11 protein-coding genes and 1 pseudogene are annotated in these 15,371 nt (G+C 68.9%); 6 read left to right on the forward strand and 6 right to left on the reverse strand.

Annotated features, from left to right (window positions below):
* Positions 1 to 232: 232 nt before the first annotated feature.
* Positions 233 to 1,549: a phosphatase PAP2 family protein gene (locus OG878_RS19255; protein ID WP_328887932.1), complete on the reverse strand. Its 1,317-nt coding sequence runs from the start codon at positions 1,547 to 1,549 to the stop codon at positions 233 to 235.
* Positions 1,550 to 2,108: 559 nt separating this feature from the next.
* On the opposite strand from OG878_RS19255, the gene OG878_RS19260 reads away from it, so the two are divergent.
* Positions 2,109 to 3,053 carry an RNA polymerase sigma-70 factor gene (locus OG878_RS19260; RefSeq protein WP_328887933.1) on the forward strand — a complete coding sequence of 315 codons (945 nt, stop codon included), beginning with the start codon at positions 2,109 to 2,111 and terminating at the stop codon, positions 3,051 to 3,053.
* 93 nt (positions 3,054 to 3,146) lie between these two features.
* Positions 3,147 to 4,343, forward strand: coding sequence for an NAD(P)/FAD-dependent oxidoreductase (locus tag OG878_RS19265; protein ID WP_328887934.1), 1,197 nt, complete (start codon positions 3,147 to 3,149; stop codon positions 4,341 to 4,343).
* A 224-nt stretch (positions 4,344 to 4,567) separates the two neighbouring features.
* Here OG878_RS19265 and OG878_RS19270 read toward each other — a convergent pair whose 3' ends face one another.
* Positions 4,568 to 5,110 carry a multicopper oxidase domain-containing protein gene (locus OG878_RS19270; protein ID WP_328887935.1) on the reverse strand — a complete coding sequence of 181 codons (543 nt, stop codon included), beginning with the start codon at positions 5,108 to 5,110 and terminating at the stop codon, positions 4,568 to 4,570.
* Positions 5,111 to 5,508: 398 nt separating this feature from the next.
* Between OG878_RS19270 and OG878_RS19275 the strand changes: the two genes are divergently transcribed.
* Both OG878_RS19275 and OG878_RS19280 read left to right on the forward strand, forming a co-directional pair.
* Positions 5,509 to 6,000: a DUF2975 domain-containing protein gene (locus OG878_RS19275; RefSeq protein WP_328887936.1), complete on the forward strand. Its 492-nt coding sequence runs from the start codon at positions 5,509 to 5,511 to the stop codon at positions 5,998 to 6,000.
* The gene (locus tag OG878_RS19280; protein WP_328887937.1) at positions 6,000 to 6,221 is read left to right on the forward strand and encodes a helix-turn-helix domain-containing protein; all 222 of its coding nucleotides are present in this window, start codon (positions 6,000 to 6,002) and stop codon (positions 6,219 to 6,221) included. The genes OG878_RS19275 and OG878_RS19280 overlap by 1 nt, the downstream gene beginning before the upstream one ends.
* Before the next feature lie 367 nt (positions 6,222 to 6,588).
* Here OG878_RS19280 and OG878_RS19285 read toward each other — a convergent pair whose 3' ends face one another.
* Entirely contained in the window at positions 6,589 to 10,248 is a 3,660-nt protein-coding gene (locus OG878_RS19285; protein WP_328887938.1) for a S8 family serine peptidase, read from the reverse strand.
* A 311-nt stretch (positions 10,249 to 10,559) separates the two neighbouring features.
* Positions 10,560 to 10,739 carry a hypothetical protein gene (locus OG878_RS19290; protein WP_328887939.1) on the reverse strand — a complete coding sequence of 60 codons (180 nt, stop codon included), beginning with the start codon at positions 10,737 to 10,739 and terminating at the stop codon, positions 10,560 to 10,562.
* Positions 10,740 to 11,052: 313 nt separating this feature from the next.
* On the opposite strand from OG878_RS19290, the gene OG878_RS19295 reads away from it, so the two are divergent.
* A complete protein-coding gene (locus OG878_RS19295; RefSeq protein ID WP_328887940.1) occupies positions 11,053 to 12,021 on the forward strand; it encodes a helix-turn-helix domain-containing protein in 969 nt (322 codons plus the stop codon).
* 119 nt (positions 12,022 to 12,140) lie between these two features.
* On the opposite strand, the gene OG878_RS19300 is transcribed toward OG878_RS19295, so the two are convergent.
* Positions 12,141 to 12,758, reverse strand: a complete 618-nt coding sequence (locus tag OG878_RS19300; protein WP_328887941.1) for a TOPRIM nucleotidyl transferase/hydrolase domain-containing protein — start codon at positions 12,756 to 12,758, stop codon at positions 12,141 to 12,143.
* A gap of 579 nt (positions 12,759 to 13,337) precedes the next feature.
* On the opposite strand from OG878_RS19300, the pseudogene OG878_RS19305 reads away from it, so the two are divergent.
* Positions 13,338 to 13,502 (forward strand): annotated as a pseudogene (locus OG878_RS19305) (FAD-dependent oxidoreductase); the annotation flags it as partial.
* A 510-nt stretch (positions 13,503 to 14,012) separates the two neighbouring features.
* Here the strand turns inward: OG878_RS19305 and OG878_RS19310 are convergent.
* Positions 14,013 to 15,236 (reverse strand): FG-GAP-like repeat-containing protein, encoded by a 1,224-nt coding sequence (locus OG878_RS19310; RefSeq protein WP_328887942.1) that lies wholly within the window; start codon positions 15,234 to 15,236, stop codon positions 14,013 to 14,015.
* Positions 15,237 to 15,371 lie beyond the last annotated feature (135 nt).

Below are 15,371 nucleotides of genomic sequence, written 5' to 3' on the forward strand. Positions count from 1 at the left end.
CGACTCGGTGATGCAGTCGGATGGGCCGAGCCTCTGGCGGACGGACGGTGCGCGGGGCGCTGCGCACCGCCCCGTCCCGGCCGACGGCGCCGTGGCCTACGGCTTCTCATCGCCCGCTCCGTGACGAAGTCCCTGGCCGGTGGCCGGGGGCTTTGTCGTTGCCCCGGCCGATTCACGCGCCGCGCCTCACCTTCTCGGGAAACGCTCGGCCCACAACCCGGTGCGACACGATTCAAACTGGTTCGGGTTGCGATTCCGGTTGCAGCGCTGGTGCGGTCCTCGGTTCCCACGGTGCGATGGTCCTTACGTAGCCGTAGATCACTGAGGCCATCACCAGCATGAGCAGCGGCCCGAACACCCACGGGTGCTTAGCCATCTCCGACGGCAGATAGCGATAAGACACCAGGAGCGCAGCGAAGACGGTTGCGCCGCAAGCGGCAAATCGGATCCCCGATCGATCCCAGCCGCGGTCGAACGAGCGCAGGGCTGCCTCGATCGTGAGCGTGAACACCACGCCGGCGATGAGATCCGCGCCGTAGTGGTAGCCGAATCCCAGCGTTGCGGTCAGCGTGGCTATCAGCCAGAACGTGCCTGCGAATCGCAGAAACCGTGGGCCCTTCCGGGAATGGATGAAGATCGCGGTAGCCCACGCCGTATGCAGGCTGGGCATGCAGTTCCGTGGGGTGATCCCGTCGAACGGCATGTGGTGCGGGGTGGTGATCGGCGGCGGTGTTTCCGGCCACAGGTCGGCCACCGCCCATTGCCCGCTGGGCGTCGTCTGCGACCACAGGCTGACCGTCGCCCAGTGCTCGGCGCCGGTGCCGTAGGCGAAGACCGGTCCGACCACCGGGAAGATCATGTAGATGGCGGGCCCGAGGAGGCCGATCACCAGAAAGGTGCGCACCAGATGATGGCCCGGGAAGCGGCGCTCGACCGCCACGTTACGCAGTTGATAGAGCGCGACGATGACCGCGGCCACCGCGAGCTGGCCGTAGACGATGTCGAGAAAATTGAAGCCGATCGGGCCGGTGGCCGTGACAATCCGGCCTACCAGCCACGACGGGTCGCCCAGTGCGTGATCGGCGGTTGCCACGTACTGGTCGAGCACCGTCGGGCGGGCCTTGGAGGTGATGAGCAGCCAGGTGTCGCCGGTCTTGCGGCCGGCCACCAGCAGCAGGCCCAGCCCGACGCCCTTCAGGAGCAGGACACGTTCCCGGCCGGTACGGCGAGTGAGAGCGATGACCGCACAGCCCAGAATCACCCACAATGCACCGTTACCGAAGGGGTGGCCGTCGGTCACCTTGGCGTCGACCGCCCACCGGACCACGAAGAAGGCGACGTCGATACCGATCGCGGCACCGACCGCGATGAACCGTTGCCGCCAGGTGAGCACCACCATCATCAACGCCATACCGGCGTACAACAGGAAGCCTGATTTGGGAGCGAATATCACCTCTCGCGCCTGGTTGGCGATCGGCCCCGGCAGGCCGTAGCGACGTGCGGCGAACTCCAGCGCAATGAGGAATCCGAGGGTCACGACACCCGCCACGGCCCAGAGTCTCGCCCGCGGTTGACGCAATACGGAGAACGCGATTCTGCCGTTTATTCGCGAAAAAGCCTGCGATGGTATATATCTCAATTTTCGGCCGATTTTCTATATTTTGATCACATGTCACGATGGATTTCGCTCGCCACCTTCCGGTCGGGCCGCTTTCTGCCTTGCGAAGAGCAGTCCGTCCGACGGGCGAAGACGGAAGGATCACAGTCCGGGTTCCGCCTCGTTCCCGGTGTGGCACGGGACGCGTCGCCCGATCGTTCGCTCCGGCTCGGCGAGGCGGACACGGATCCCGCCGCCGGTGTATCCCCACAGCCTCGGCGAGCGCGTCAACCTGGATGACGTGGCCGGGTGCAGTGGTCATGTTCATCCTCCTTCGCCACACGTAGGCTGCCATTTCCTGCAGATTAAAGGCACCCGTCACCTCCTGGGTACGGGCGGCGCCACGGGCACAGAGCCCCACCACTGCCGCACCGTTGCCGTTGCTTCCGCAGGTGTGGCGGATCTCAGCCGGCGCCTGCCACCACGACACGGCCCGCCTAGGATCGAGGCCATGGCCCTGACGAAGAGCGACGTGGAGCGGTTCGAAGCCTTCAGGCCCCGCCTGGAGGCCATCGCCTACCGCCTCCTCGGCTCCGCGAGCGAGGCGGAGGACGCCGTGCAGGAGACGTTCCTGCGCTGGCAGGCCACCGTCGTCGAGCGCGTCGAGGTACCCGAGGCCTGGCTGACGAAGGTCCTCACCAACCTGTGCCTCAACCAGCTCGGTTCGGCCCGCGCGCGGCGCGAGACCTATGTGGGCCATTGGCTTCCCGAGCCGCTGCTCGCCGGGGATCCGATGCTCGGTCCTGCCGACACCGCCGAGCAGCGCGAATCGGTCTCGTACGCGGTGCTCACGCTCATGGAGCGTCTCTCCCCCAACGAGCGGGCGGTGTACGTCCTGCGGGAGGCCTTCGACTACCCGCACCGGGAGATCGCCGCGGTCCTCGACATCAGCGAGGCCGCCAGCCAGCAGATCTTCCACCGTGCCAAGAAGCACGTCGCGGACGGCAGGGCCCGCACCGAGATCGACGAGGCCGCCGCCCGGCGGATCGTCGAGGAGTTCCTCGCGGCCGCCACAAGCGGCCGGACCGAGCCGCTCGTACGACTGCTCACCGAGGACGCCATCGCGATCGGAGACGGCGGCGGCAAGGTCCCGGCCCGCGCCAAGGCGTTCGAGGGCGCCGTCGCGGTCGCGACGTTCATGCGGGGCCTGTTCAAGCCCAGCAAGGCCAAGCGCGCCATTGCCGGCGGCTCACCCGAGGTCTACGTCACGACCGCCAACGGCGACCCCGCCGTCGTGGCGGTCGTCGACGGCCGGGTCGTCGGCGTCATGTGCCTGGAGATCACCGCTGAGGGCATCGCCGCGTTCCGCAACCAGGTCAACCCCGACAAGCTCGAACGCGTGACGGAGCAGTGGGCGGCCGCCGACCACGGAGAACCCCTGCTCAACGCCTTCTGATTCCGATGTGAGGTGAGTCACACCACACCCCTGTCAGGAAACGACGGGCCGCCCGGTTCAAGTGGCGAACCCGCGCGAGACAGGAGATAGGAAATGCAGCACCGCATCGTCGTCCTCGGAGCCGGATACGCCGGCGCCATCGCCGCCGGGCGCCTCGCCAGGCGGCTGCACCGCGAGGATGTCACCATCACCCTCGTCAACGCCGAGCCCGACTTCGTCGAGCGCGTCCGGATGCACCAGCTGGCGGTCGGTCAGGACCTCAAGCCCCGGCCCTTCAGCGAGATGTTCGCGGATACCGGCGTCGAACTGAAGCTCGCGAAGGTCACCGGCGTCGAGGTCGACCGCAGGACCGTCACCGTCATCGACGCCGAGGGCACCGAGGAGCTGGCGTACGACACTCTCGTGTACGCCCTCGGCAGCGGCTGGAACACCCAGGGCGTCCCGGGCACCACCGAGCACGCCCACCAGATCGCCGGCCGCCCCGGAGCGCTCCGGCTGCGTGAGCGCCTGGCCGGCCTGGACGCCGGACAGCCCGTGGTCGTCGTCGGCGGCGGCCTCACCGGCCTGGAAGCCGCGACCGAGATCGCCGAAGCCCGCCCGGACCTCGACGTCGTCCTCGCCGCCCGCGGCGGCCTCGGCGACTCGCTCGCGCCCAAAGGCCGCCGGCACCTGCGGAAGGTCTTCGACAAGCTCGGCATCACCGTGCACGAGCACGCCGCCGTCACCGGCGTCGAGGCCGACCGCGTCACCATCGCCGACGGCAAGGCCATCCCGGCCGCGGTCACCGTGTGGACCGCCGGCTTCGCGGTCCACACGATCGCGGAGGCCACCGCCCTGGAGGTCACCGACGCAGGCCAGATCGTGGTCGACGGGACCATGCGCTCGGTCTCGCACCCGGACGTGTATGCCATCGGCGACGCGGCCATGGTGACAGGACCGGGCGACAAGCCGCTGCGGATGTCGTGCGCTTCGGGCGCCCCCACCGCGTGGCAGGCCGCCGACGCCATCGTGGCGCGCCTGACCGGCGGGAAGCTCCCGAACGTGCCGCTCCGCTACTTCAACCAGTGCATCTCGCTGGGCCGCAGGGAAGGCCTGATCCAGTACGTCACCGCCGATGACCGCGCCGTCCGGGCGGCCCTGACCGGGCGGATCGCCGCCCGGTACAAGGAGCTGGTCTGCAAAGGCGCGGCCTGGAGCGTGACCAACCCGACGCTCGGGATGCCGACCAGGCGCCGCCGCGTCGTGCGCGAGCAGACCCAGGCGGGCCCGGCCGTCAAGGCGCCGGCCTGATCCGCACAGCAACGTGGGCGCCCACGTTGCTGCCGGATTCCCGGGCTCGGAGCGTGCGCATGCGCAGAACCGGTGGAGAGTCAGCATTCCGAGGGTGCGGTATTCGAGGGCCGGGAGCATCCGGCCTCTCGCTGGCGCCGCACTCGCAGGACTCGGGGGCAACCGCGTCAGTGCCGGTCCGGGTCCCTTGGGCGCGGACCGGAACGCTCGGGCCGGCCGGTCCGTCAGTGGCCGTGGCCGCCGCCGTGTCCGCCGCCGTCGTCATCGGCCCGGGCGATCGTCCACGGGCGCATCAGGTCGTCGTCCTCGTGCTCGAGGAGGTGGCAGTGGTGGATGTACGTCGCCGGGAGCGTGGCGCCGCTGTTCGGAATCGACGCGATCTCATCCGTCGGCGGGACGAATTCCTGAATGATGATTCTGGTCACCATCTGCGCATTGACCTTGACCGTGTCCTTGTAGGACAGCACTTCGTCCGGTTCCGGCGGAATCGGTGGGCCGGTGAAGTAGTTCGCCAACACCGGCAGGTCCTTCGGTTTGCGGCCACCGTAGATCCACTTGTCGTAATCGTTCTGGTAGCGGGCCGCGTCGATCGGCTGCCTGTTCAGCACCTGGAAGTTGACGAGGTGGACATGCATCGGGTGGGCGTCGTGGTTGGGATTGATGTACTCCCAGATCTCGGTCGATCCCTCCTTGATGAAGTCCTGGGACGGCTCCATGTATGGCACCGCGTTGAACGTCATGGTCCTGAAGAGCTTGTGCTGGTACACGACCCATTCCCGCCGACGGGTGTGCGGTTTCGGCTTCCACTGAACATTCTTCTGACGCGGTCACATTCGGTTGCACGGCGGACTGGTGGCCCACGTTTCTTCGTTTCTCTGTGCGTAAATCCTCCATGCGTCAATTCAACACTGCAGCCCTAAGAACCGTCCCGTAATCCCTGGCGGGACAACCCTTGCGAAATGCCGGCAGAGCCTGACACCTCGGCCATGCGGGCCCGCTTCCGACAGCAGTGGCCGGCACCGACAGGTGCGAGCGATGCCGGCCGCCGCAACCTCGGCCCTGTGGACGACGCAGAGAGCGCCGTTCGCCGGCCCTCCGTCCCAGCCCTTGCTCAACCTATCGAGATTCGATAGATTCCCATCGCAACTCGATGGAAGGATGGGTCGTGGGAAAGCTGACAGTGCGTGCGCTGCGCGCCGTACTCGTGGTGGTGCTGACCGGCACCGTGTTCGTACAGGCAGGGATGGTGTGGGTGCTGGTCAGCGGGAACGACCCGGAGGACGGGTCGCTCGCGCTGACCCCGCTGCGCGTGATCACGATCCTGGGCATGATGTCGGCCCAGGTCGCCCTGGTCTGCGTATGGCGGCTGGTGACGATGGTGCGACGCGGAACCGTGTTCTCCCACGCCGCCTTCCGGTACGTGGACGCCGTGATCGGCGCGATCGTGGCGGCCGCCCTCCTGTGGTTCGCGGTCACGGCCATCAATGCGCCGGGCCAGCGGGACGACCCGGGCGTCACGGTCATCATGGGCGGGATCGGCCTGGCCATCCTGGGGGTCGCGCTCATCGTGCTCGTGCTGCGGATGCTGCTCGCCCAGGCCGTCGCGCGCGACGTCGAAGCGGCGCAGATGCAGGCCGAGTTGGACGACGTGATCTGATGCCGATCGCCGTCGACATCGACGTGATGCTGGCCCGGCGGAAGATGTCCGTGGGCGAGCTCGCGGACCGCGTAGGGATCACGCCCGCCAACCTGGCGGTACTCAAGAACGGCCGTGCCAAGGCGGTGCGCTTCGCGACGCTCGCCGCGCTCTGCGAGGTGCTCAAGTGCCAGCCGGGCGACCTGCTGCGCTGGGAGGCCGAGGACGCCGTGGACGGGTGACGCGCCCCGGGCGGGCGTGAAAACGCCTGGCACCACCGGCCCGTGACACGGCACGTGGGCCGCATGGACGAGGTTCGCCGGTCACCCCCGGCACCGTTCCGACCCCGTCGGCCCGGTCCGTCGGGCCGACGGCCGGCAGGACCCCGAACTTCTCCTGATCCACACGGCAGAGGGCATCACCGACAGCTCGCCGGCCCTCCTGCTTGATGGACATTCGGCAGACGGACCGGCCCTCCTGCCCGATGGACATTCGGCAGACACCATCGACGGCCCCGGAACGCGGCCCGATCCACACGGGCCTGGAACCAGGCCCGTCACCCGGGCGGGGCCGCGGTGGGCGCCGCCCCGGTGACGGGGTCGAGCGGGGTTACTTCAGCCCGAAGGCTCGGGTGATGCTCTGGGCCACGCTGTTGCCCTGCTTGTCGTGCGCCGAGGCGCGCAGGGTGGCGTACGCGGCATGGGCGGGGGCGTGGAGCGTGGTCCCCCAGCCGTCACCGCGGTGGGTGAGGGCCGCCTTGTGCCAGGTGGCGCCGTCGTCGTAGGAGATGTCGAGGGTGAGAGCGTTGATCGTCCTGGAGCTCGGCCCCCCGGCGATATGGGAGGGAGTGACCACGAGTTCGGCGTTCCGGCGCGCCTTGCCGGCGGTGTCGGTGTCGACCGTGTAGTCGAGCTGGATCAGCGGCAGGACCGCGGCCACTCCGGGTTTGCCGGCCGCGGAGGTGAATCCCCACTCGGTCCGGGTGCTGGTGGAGTACGGGTTGGTCCAGAAACCCCGGGAATTCTCCGAGACGAGCCGGTAGGGAAGGCGCTCGGGACTGAGTCCGGCGACCCGTACCCAGTCGGCGTAGAACTGGGACAGGAGCGTGTCTCCCTGGTACAGCGTCACCGTGTTGCTGACTTGGAAGTTGTCCAAGGTGTAGCCCACGTGGTCGCCACCGGAGTCGCCCCAGCCCGGGATCTCGGCAATGATCTCGTCGCCCGTCCTCTCCTGCGTACCTGTCTGGTTGTCGAACCGAGGACGCTGGATCGGGCCGAACCAGTGAAGGTCACTGGTGGTGCCTGCCTTGTAGCGCACCACCGGGGACGACTGCTGGACTTCACCGGGGATCTCGGCCCGGTCCTTCCACTGGATGTCCGTGTCGGCGGAGACCCAGTCGGTGCGCTCACCCTGTGCCGGAGCCTCATGAAGGAAGGGGGAACCCACCGTGAATCCCTGCCAGACGTCCGAGCGGTATTCGGCCGCCCTGTCCGGCCGGTAGTTGCGGAAGGAGACGTCGACGCGGGCCAGGTCGTTCTTCTCCGGCCGGTAGGTCGGGTCGGCGGGTACCGCGCCGGCGTAGTGACGGACGAGGTCGTAGAGGTAGTCGGTGACGCGACTGGAGACCAGGCTCAGCGGGGTCCTGGCATGTTGGATCCGGGTGATCAGCTCCTCGCCCTCGTCCTGGGTGAGGGTCGCCACCGAGACGGGCGGAAGGGGCCAGAAGGCCTGAGGGCTGCCGTACCAGGGATCCAGCCTGCCCACCCCATCGTTGACGACCAGCAGCAGCCGTGCGCCGGCCTGTACGGCCGCGGCCGTCTGCTGCTCCAACGGGACCGCATCGTTGCGGCGCACCACGGCGATCTTGCCCTGGGCCCGCAGCGCGGCGTAGTCGGCCGGGGCGCCCTGCCCGGCGAAGACCGTGTCGAGGGTCATCCGTCCCTCGGGAAGCGGTGTCGAGCCCCGCTGAACCCTCAGGTCGTCGAAGCTCCGCTTGCCGGAGGCCACCGTCAGTGCGGGCTCCTCCTTGCGCCAGCGCGCGCTGAAGAAGAAGTCACCCTTGGTGACCTTCTTGCCGGTGGGCAGCGCCCACATGCTGTCGTACTCCAGCGCGAAGGAGCCCAGGCTGCTCATCGTGTAGTGGTCGGAATCGAAGGTTCGGTAGATGTCCATGTGAGCCAGGGAGTCGGTGGTCTCCTTGGGAACGGCGGCCTTGACCTGCCGCGCGGCCGAGGCGTCCAGGACGACCGTGCGATCCCGGTCCAGGACGACCTCGGGAGCACTCAGAATGGCTTTGCCCAGGGAGTGCGGGCCGTGCGTGCCCTGCACGTCGGCGTTGAGCCACACAGAGTACGTACCGACCGGCATCCGCAAGGTGGTCGTGCCTGATTCATCGAGCATGTAGTCGTGGGAGAGGTTCTCTCCCAGCACGGTGATCTGCCCGGAGAGCGGATTGCCGCTGCGGTCCTTGGCGGTCACCGAGAGGGCGTAGCGCTCGGCCTCCTTGCCGACCCCGACGAGGGTGCGGGCGAGGACCTTTCCGTCGGCGCCCGAAGCGTTGATCACGCCGCTGAAGTGGCCGTCCAGGGGGGCTTTGTCCAGGTCGGCCGTGAGCGTGACCTTGCTGGTGCCGTGCGCGGGCACGGTGACTCGCGTGGCGGACAGGGTGAACAGACCGTCAGGCGCGTCCTGCACGTTCATCGCCAGGTCGAGCGTGACAGGGACGTCGGCGGTGTTGGTGTAGGTCACCTCCTTGTCGTCCTTCTCACCGGACCGGTGTGGCCACAGGTGGTAGCCGGAGTAGGCGCTGCCGGTCGCGAACACCGTGTTCCGCACAGCGGCCGCGACGTCCAGGCGGCCGGCTCCGGCCTCATAGGGGGTGTACTGCGGGGTGGCCTTGGTGGAGCTGATCAGAGCATCCTTGAGCTGTCGGCCGGTCCAGTCCGGATGCTTCGCGGCCAGCAGCGCGGCGGCCCCCGCGACGTGCGGGGTGGCCATCGAAGTGCCGCTCATCGTCCGGTACTGCCCCTCGCCCTCCGAGAGGTGCGAGCGTGCCGCAAGCACGTCGACTCCCGGTGCGGTGATCTCCGGCTTGAGCCCGTAGTCGCCTGAGCGCGGACCCTGGCTGGAGAAGGTGGCGAGCTGGTCGGAGGCGTCCACGGCGCCGACGGTGAGCGCGGCGTCCGCGGCGCCCGGCGAACCGACGGTGGACGGGGCGCCGCTGTTGCCCGCCGCGATGACGAAGAGCGCACCGGTCTCCGCGCTGAGCCTGTTGACGGCCTGGCTCATCGGGTCGTCGCCGCTGGTCGGGGCGCCCCCGAGACTCATGTTGATGATCTTGGCGTGCTGGTCGCGGGCGGCCCACTCCATGCCCGCAAGGATCCACGACTCCTTGCCCTGGCCGGCGCAACCGAAGACGTCGCACACCGTGCCGAGCACCTTGCCGATGTGCAGCGCGGCGCCGGGGGCGACGCCCTTCTCCTTTCCGCCCGAGGCGGCACCGGTGCCGGCGATGGTGGAGGCGACGTGCGTGCCATGGCCTATGTAGTCGTCGAAGACGCCCTCGTCGGGCACGAAGCTGGCCGAGCCGGCGATGCGGTCCGCCAGGTCCGGGTGGGCGGCGTCCACGCCGGTGTCCAGCACGGCGACGTCGACGCCCTTACCGGTGTCCCCTGCCGCCCAAACCTCCGGGGCACCGATCTGCGCGGTGGTGTCGGCCAGAGCGGCCTCGACCTTCCCGTCCAGCCAGACCTTGGCGATGCCATGGGTGAAGGAGGGCCGGGCGCCGCCGGTGGCGCGTGCGGCACTCTGCGCGCCGGCCCCACCGGTGAGCCCGGTCCAGAAGTCGGCAGCGTGGTCCCGGCTCTCGGTCAGCGCGGCGCCCTGGATGCTGCTGAGGGTGCGGGTCTTCGTGACTCCGGCGGGAAGCGCTTGGGCACGGGCACGGGCGGCGCTGTCGGTATAGCTGACGAGCAGAGGCAGATGGTCGGTGTGCGCGTCGTCGTAGCCGTCGGCGAGGAGCTGCGTGACATTGAAAAGGCTCTTGTCGAGGAGCCCGGCGGAGACGTACGGCAGGACGGAACCGGGGTAGACGTAGGTGTCATTTCCGGCCTTGTTGACCTCGAAGTCAATGGCTTCACCGTGCGGTCCCTTGACCTCCCTGGTCTCGGTGCCGTCGGCGGCGGTGGTGGTGGTGACGGTGTCCCCGGTGACCAGGGTGACGGTGCGCAGTGAGCCGGGACGGGTGCCGGCGGCATCCGATGCGCTCATCGCTCCGGGCGCGGCGGCCGACGCCGTGGCGAGTGACGGCGGGACGGCCGTCAGCATCGCCAGGGCAGACCCGAGAGCTATCAGCCTCGATCTGCGGCGAAATGGGGTTGGCAAAGCAAACTCCTGTGAAAAAGAGGGAATGAAACGCCAAGGAACATCAAGAGGCGCTCTGAAGGGCAACGTTGTAGGTTTCCGGCCCGAATGGGCCGATCAACTGCCCGGACGGGCACCGTCGCAGGCGGTGCCGCCACTGCCGGCGGTGCCGGGATGCAGTCACAGGCCGAGCGAAGTCGTGCAGCTTGCCGGGACGGTCACCGACCCGGGGCGGTGACCGACTTGGTGGCGTTGCCGGTGTGCGGGAAGCCGGGCCCGTCCAGCCACGCGAAGTGCGTGAAGGAGCGGGCGATCTCAGACCGGCTGTCGGCGGAGACGGCCCCGGAGGTCGTCGTCTCCGGTGTGGTTCCGCTCTCGAACCCACCGTTGCTCACCACGGATGCGACCAACGGCGGCAGGGACCTTCTTCCTGATTCGGTGCACGTTCACCTCCTTGTACGGCGGGCGCGGCGTGGTGTTCATGGCAGGCATGTCGGGTGAAGTGACGGATCGGCGGGGTATCTGACGGCCGGCGGCATGGACCGATCGTGGGGGCTCCGGGATCGCGCGGCAGGTTGACGTGGACGATCAGAGTTAAGGCTTGTGGCCGGGAGATGTACAGATAAGACTCGTGTCCGATATCGCCAGTTGGCGGATCGCGCCATCACCGGCCGACGGCCCGCCGGGCGGAGACGACCAGGAGGAAGCCCGGTGCTCGGTGCCCTTGGGATCAGCGAGTTCGACGAGCGGGTCTACCACGCCTACCTGGCCGAGCCGGACCGGACGGCGCGGGAGATCGCCGAACACCTGGGCACCACACCCAGCCGGATACAGCACGCGGTGGCCCGGCTGGTGGAACTGGGCATGCTGCGAAGAGAACGGCACGGCCAGTACCGGCCGGTCAGCCCGCGGACGGCGTTGAGCGCGCTGCTCGCCAGTCGCCGAGCCGATACCGAGGCGGCGTTCACCGCGGTGTGGGACACGATCGATGACCTGGCAAGTGAGTACCGCGTCAAGCGGCTGCAGGAGGATCCGACCGGGCTGGTGGAGGTGATCACCGGTGAGGAGGCGGTCACGCTGCGGGTGGCCGAGCTGACCCAATCGATCCGCACCCACTTCTGGGTGCTGGACCGGCCCCCGTATCTGGGCCCGTACAGCAACGAGTTGGAGGAGGCCTTCACGATGGATCTGCTGGGCCGCGGCGCCGACATACGGTCGGTCTACACCCCGGAGGCGCTGGAGCAGCCTGGCCGATTCGAGCTGATCACCCGCCTCGCCCAGCGCGGCGAACAGGCCCGTATCCTGCCGGCCCTGCCGTTCAGGCTGCGGATCATGGACCGTCGTGTCGCACTGGTCGCACTGGTCGGCGGACGGTACGACAGAATCGCCGTCGTCCATCAATCGGGTCTGCTCGACGCACTCCTCGAGCTGTTCGAGGTGTACTGGCAGCGGGCACAGCCCATCGTCTCGACGCCCCCGGAGACCCCCGACCGGCCGAGCACGGAAGATCTCCTGCTCCTGAGGATGTTGCAAGCGGGCTACAAGGACCAGGCCATCGCCCGGCAACTGGGGACGAGCGCGCGCACCGTGACCCGCCGGATCGCTGCGATCGCGTCCCGGCTCGGCCTCGAGACCCGCTTCCAGCTGGGCACCGAAGCCGCCAGGCGAGGCTGGATCTGAGGGTCGCGGACCGGCGGCGGTGGCGGTTGCTCCGTTTCCGGTCGGCGCCGCTTCGAACCGGGCACGCAGTTCTCCCACGCCCGGCTTCCCGGCATCGTTCACCGCTGCACATGCGCCGGTCAGAGACTGGTGAGCAGCCTGTCGAGTGGGGCGGGTACGCGGTCGGGATCGAGGGCCTCGACGAGGACGCGGCCGTAGCGGATCTTGCGTCCTTTCTTCGTGCCGAGGAAGCGCCGCAACTGCTGCTGTGAGGTGCGGCCCTGCTGTGCGGGCTGGCGAAGGAAGGTCTGCAGGGCACGCAGGTCCCCCTCCGCCCGGACGAGCTCCTCCACTCGTGTCACGCCCAGCGCGCGGATGAGCTCGTCCTCCAGATCCGCCGCGCAGACGAAGAACTCCTGCTGTGCTGCACCGGCCCGCTCCAAGCCGCGGGCGTAGTAGGGGCGTTCCGCCTCGTCGCACAGTCCCGTGAGGCGGAGGTCCAGGCCGGGTGGCCCGAGGAGGTGGGAGAAGCGCCCGACGCTCATCGCACCGCCCATCGCCAGGACGCAGACTCCTTCGGCCGCAAGGTCCCGGCCGCGGCTCGCGGCCAGCGCGCTGACCGCTGCGACGTCGCTCGGCCCTTCGAGCAGGACGACCGCCCGGACGGGCAGCCGCACGGCCAGCTCGCGCGCAGGGTCGCCGGGGCCACCGGCCGCCCACGCGGTGACCGCCTCCCGGAATGCCCCCATGTCAGCCATGGGACGAGTCTCCGCTCTTTCCGGCCACCACGGTAGGGAATTTCCGCTGTGCATCCATCGGCGGTGAGCAGTCGGGGTGTCCGCTGCCGAAGAAGTTTCAAGCCGTCCGCGACGAGTTCGGCGACGTCGCGGCCCAGGACGTCAAGGCGTTCAGCGATCCGGTGCCAGGGCGCGCAGACCGCAGGTGAGCGCTCTGACCTGGGGCAGCGGTACCGGCCGAGTCTCGGGTGTTGCCTTCCGTCGGGACGGGAGGAGCATGGGAACAGGGATATTCCGGAGTCGGAAGTAACAACGCAACCGATCGGGCGACATTCCTATGAGCCCCAGGGGAGAGGAAAGAATCCCGGTCGCCAGGGCGTCCGCAGGGATGGGCCGGCCCGGGGCGCGGATCCTGGCTGCTTTCAGCCGTCGGGCGGCTTTCGATGTCCGTACCGGGATGCCCCGTCCCTGCCGGGAACGGACCGGCATTCCGCGTCACAGCGTCTCGGCCGCACCTGACGGTCTCCGTGTCGCGGATACGGGCACCGGCCGGTTCGGTGTCCTCCTCAGCACAGGGCCGAGCGGCAGGGGACCCAGGAGATGACCCCGGCAGGCTCATCCGACGCGGTCGTGATCGGCGGCGGCCACAACGGGCTCGTGGCGGCCCTGTACCTGGCCCGGGCCGGGTGGTCGGTGGCGGTGCTGGAGCGTAACGCCACGGTGGGCGGTGCCATCTCGAGCGGTGAGGCCACCTTGCCGGGATTCGTGCACGACCTGTACTCCACCAACCAGAACCTCTTCCTCGGATCCCGGACGTACCGATTTCGGTTCCGACCTGTCACGTCATGGACTGAGGTTCCGCACCACCGATCATCCCTATGCCAACGTCTTCCCGGACGGGCTGAGCATGCGTGTCCAAGGCCGGCGAAGCCCTCGGCATCCCCGGAGTTCCTGCGCGGTGGGTGTGGATCCCAACCCACGGTGACATCGCCGCCACGACGGTTTCCCGGTTCTCCGGCACCCGTCTCGCGCCAACCGCTCGGCGGAAGCCGGCCGGTGGCCAGTGCCCCGGCAGAGAACGTCTGCCCGTCGAGGAGCGGCGTTCGGTGCGTGCTGTCGGCGTGCCGGTCGGAAGTCCTTGTACTGGATGTACTCGGGCTTTCGGCCGGTGCGGCGAGAGTGCGTGCCGGGCGTCGCGACGGGGCGAACGTTGCCTGTCGGGGCACTGGTGCTGTGACCGGAAAGGTTCACCGGCTCGCGCCGCCCGGCACGGCACTAGCAGAAGCCGTTGAGGCCCCACCACTCGCCGTCGCTCCGCTCACCACCCGCCAGGAGGCCGTTGCCCAGTCCCCGGTAGGTGATCAGCCAGCCGAGGTTGCCCGGGTAGCCGTCGATCGCGTACTTGTCGTTCGTCACGACGGCGAGGTCGGGACGCCCGTCGCCGGAGGAGTCGCCGACCGCGATCAGGTTCGCCATGGTGTTCCAACCGCCCTTGCCGACCAGGACGCGCCCGCCCAGGGCGGAGGCTCGGCCCGGATAGAGCCACAGCTTGCCGGTGGACGCCTCGCGCGCGTAGAGGTCGGGGCGGCCGTCGCCGTTCATGTCACCGACGCCGACCAGCGCGTTCATGCCGTTCCAGCCGCCGGTGCCGATGAGCTTGCGCCCTCCGAGCGTGCCGGTGGAGGTGCCCGGATACAGGTACAGCTTGCCCGTGGACGCCTCGCGCGCGATCAGGTCGGAGCGGCCGTCACCGGTCAGGTCACCGAAGGCGGTGATGTTGCTCATGCCGTTCCAGCCGCCCGAACCGATCAGCTTGCGCGCGCCGAGGGAGCCGGTACCGGTGCCCGGGTAGAGCCACAGCTTGCCGGTGGACGCCTCGCGGGCGATGAGGTCCTCGCGGCCGTCACGGCTGAAGTCACCGTGCCGGGTGAGGGCGTTCATGCCGTTCCAGCCACCCGCGCCGATGAGCCGGCCGGTCGCGTCGCCCGGCGTGAACCACAGCCGTCCCACCTTGTCGCGGACGATAACGTCGGCCTTCCGGTCGGCGTTCATGTCACCGAAGCCCAGGGCCTTGGGGGAGGTCTCGGAGTACCAGCGCGGGTAGGCGGGCTGGCTGCACTCGCGCTCGGTGCGGACGAACTTGATCGAGCTGATCGTCGCGGTCGGCTCCCCGCTGTAGCCGGTGTACGGGCCGGCGGGATCCTCCGGGAAGTAGCTGCCCCACGGCACGTAGTTCTTGTCGTTGTAAAGGCAGGCGATCGACTTCGTACGGTTGACGTGCGAGTGGAGCTTGTTGTCCCAGCTGCCGAGGTCCGCGACGCTCTTGTTCGTCTTGTACATCGAACCGTTGGCGCTCTCGCCCGTCCAGCCGCACCAGTAACCGGTCGGGCAGCCGTACGCGTCCGCGGCCGCTGGAGCGGCGTTCACAGCGTTCAGGCCGGTACCGGCGAGCACGAGGCCCGCGAGCGTCGCCACCCCCCGCATGAAACGGTTCCGCATGTGCTGTGTTCCCCTCACCTCGTTGTGCGTCGGTGCCTTGTCCGTCAGCACGTCGGGGATCCCGGCCGTTGCTGCGGGTCTGCGGCTGCCGGCCGACGCAAGCCAGGCGATCGTAAGGCACAGCGTTGAGCTCCC

It is taken from the genome of Streptomyces sp. NBC_00316, from assembly GCF_036158715.1.
GTDB lineage: Bacteria > Actinomycetota > Actinomycetes > Streptomycetales > Streptomycetaceae > Streptomyces.

What these genes read in the sequence shown, in the direction of transcription:
- OG878_RS19260 (WP_328887933.1), top strand. Translation starts at nt 2,109, where the DNA reads ATGGCCCTGACGAAGAGCGACGTGGAGCGGTTCGAAGCCTTCAGGCCC.
- OG878_RS19265 (WP_328887934.1), top strand. Translation starts at nt 3,147, where the DNA reads ATGCAGCACCGCATCGTCGTCCTCGGAGCCGGATACGCCGGCGCCATC.
- OG878_RS19280 (WP_328887937.1), top strand. Translation starts at nt 6,000, where the DNA reads ATGCCGATCGCCGTCGACATCGACGTGATGCTGGCCCGGCGGAAGATG.
- OG878_RS19285 (WP_328887938.1), bottom strand. Translation starts at nt 10,248, where the DNA reads ATGAGCGCATCGGATGCCGCCGGCACCCGTCCCGGCTCACTGCGCACC.
- OG878_RS19300 (WP_328887941.1), bottom strand. Translation starts at nt 12,758, where the DNA reads ATGGCTGACATGGGGGCATTCCGGGAGGCGGTCACCGCGTGGGCGGCC.
- OG878_RS19310 (WP_328887942.1), bottom strand. Translation starts at nt 15,236, where the DNA reads ATGCGGAACCGTTTCATGCGGGGGGTGGCGACGCTCGCGGGCCTCGTG.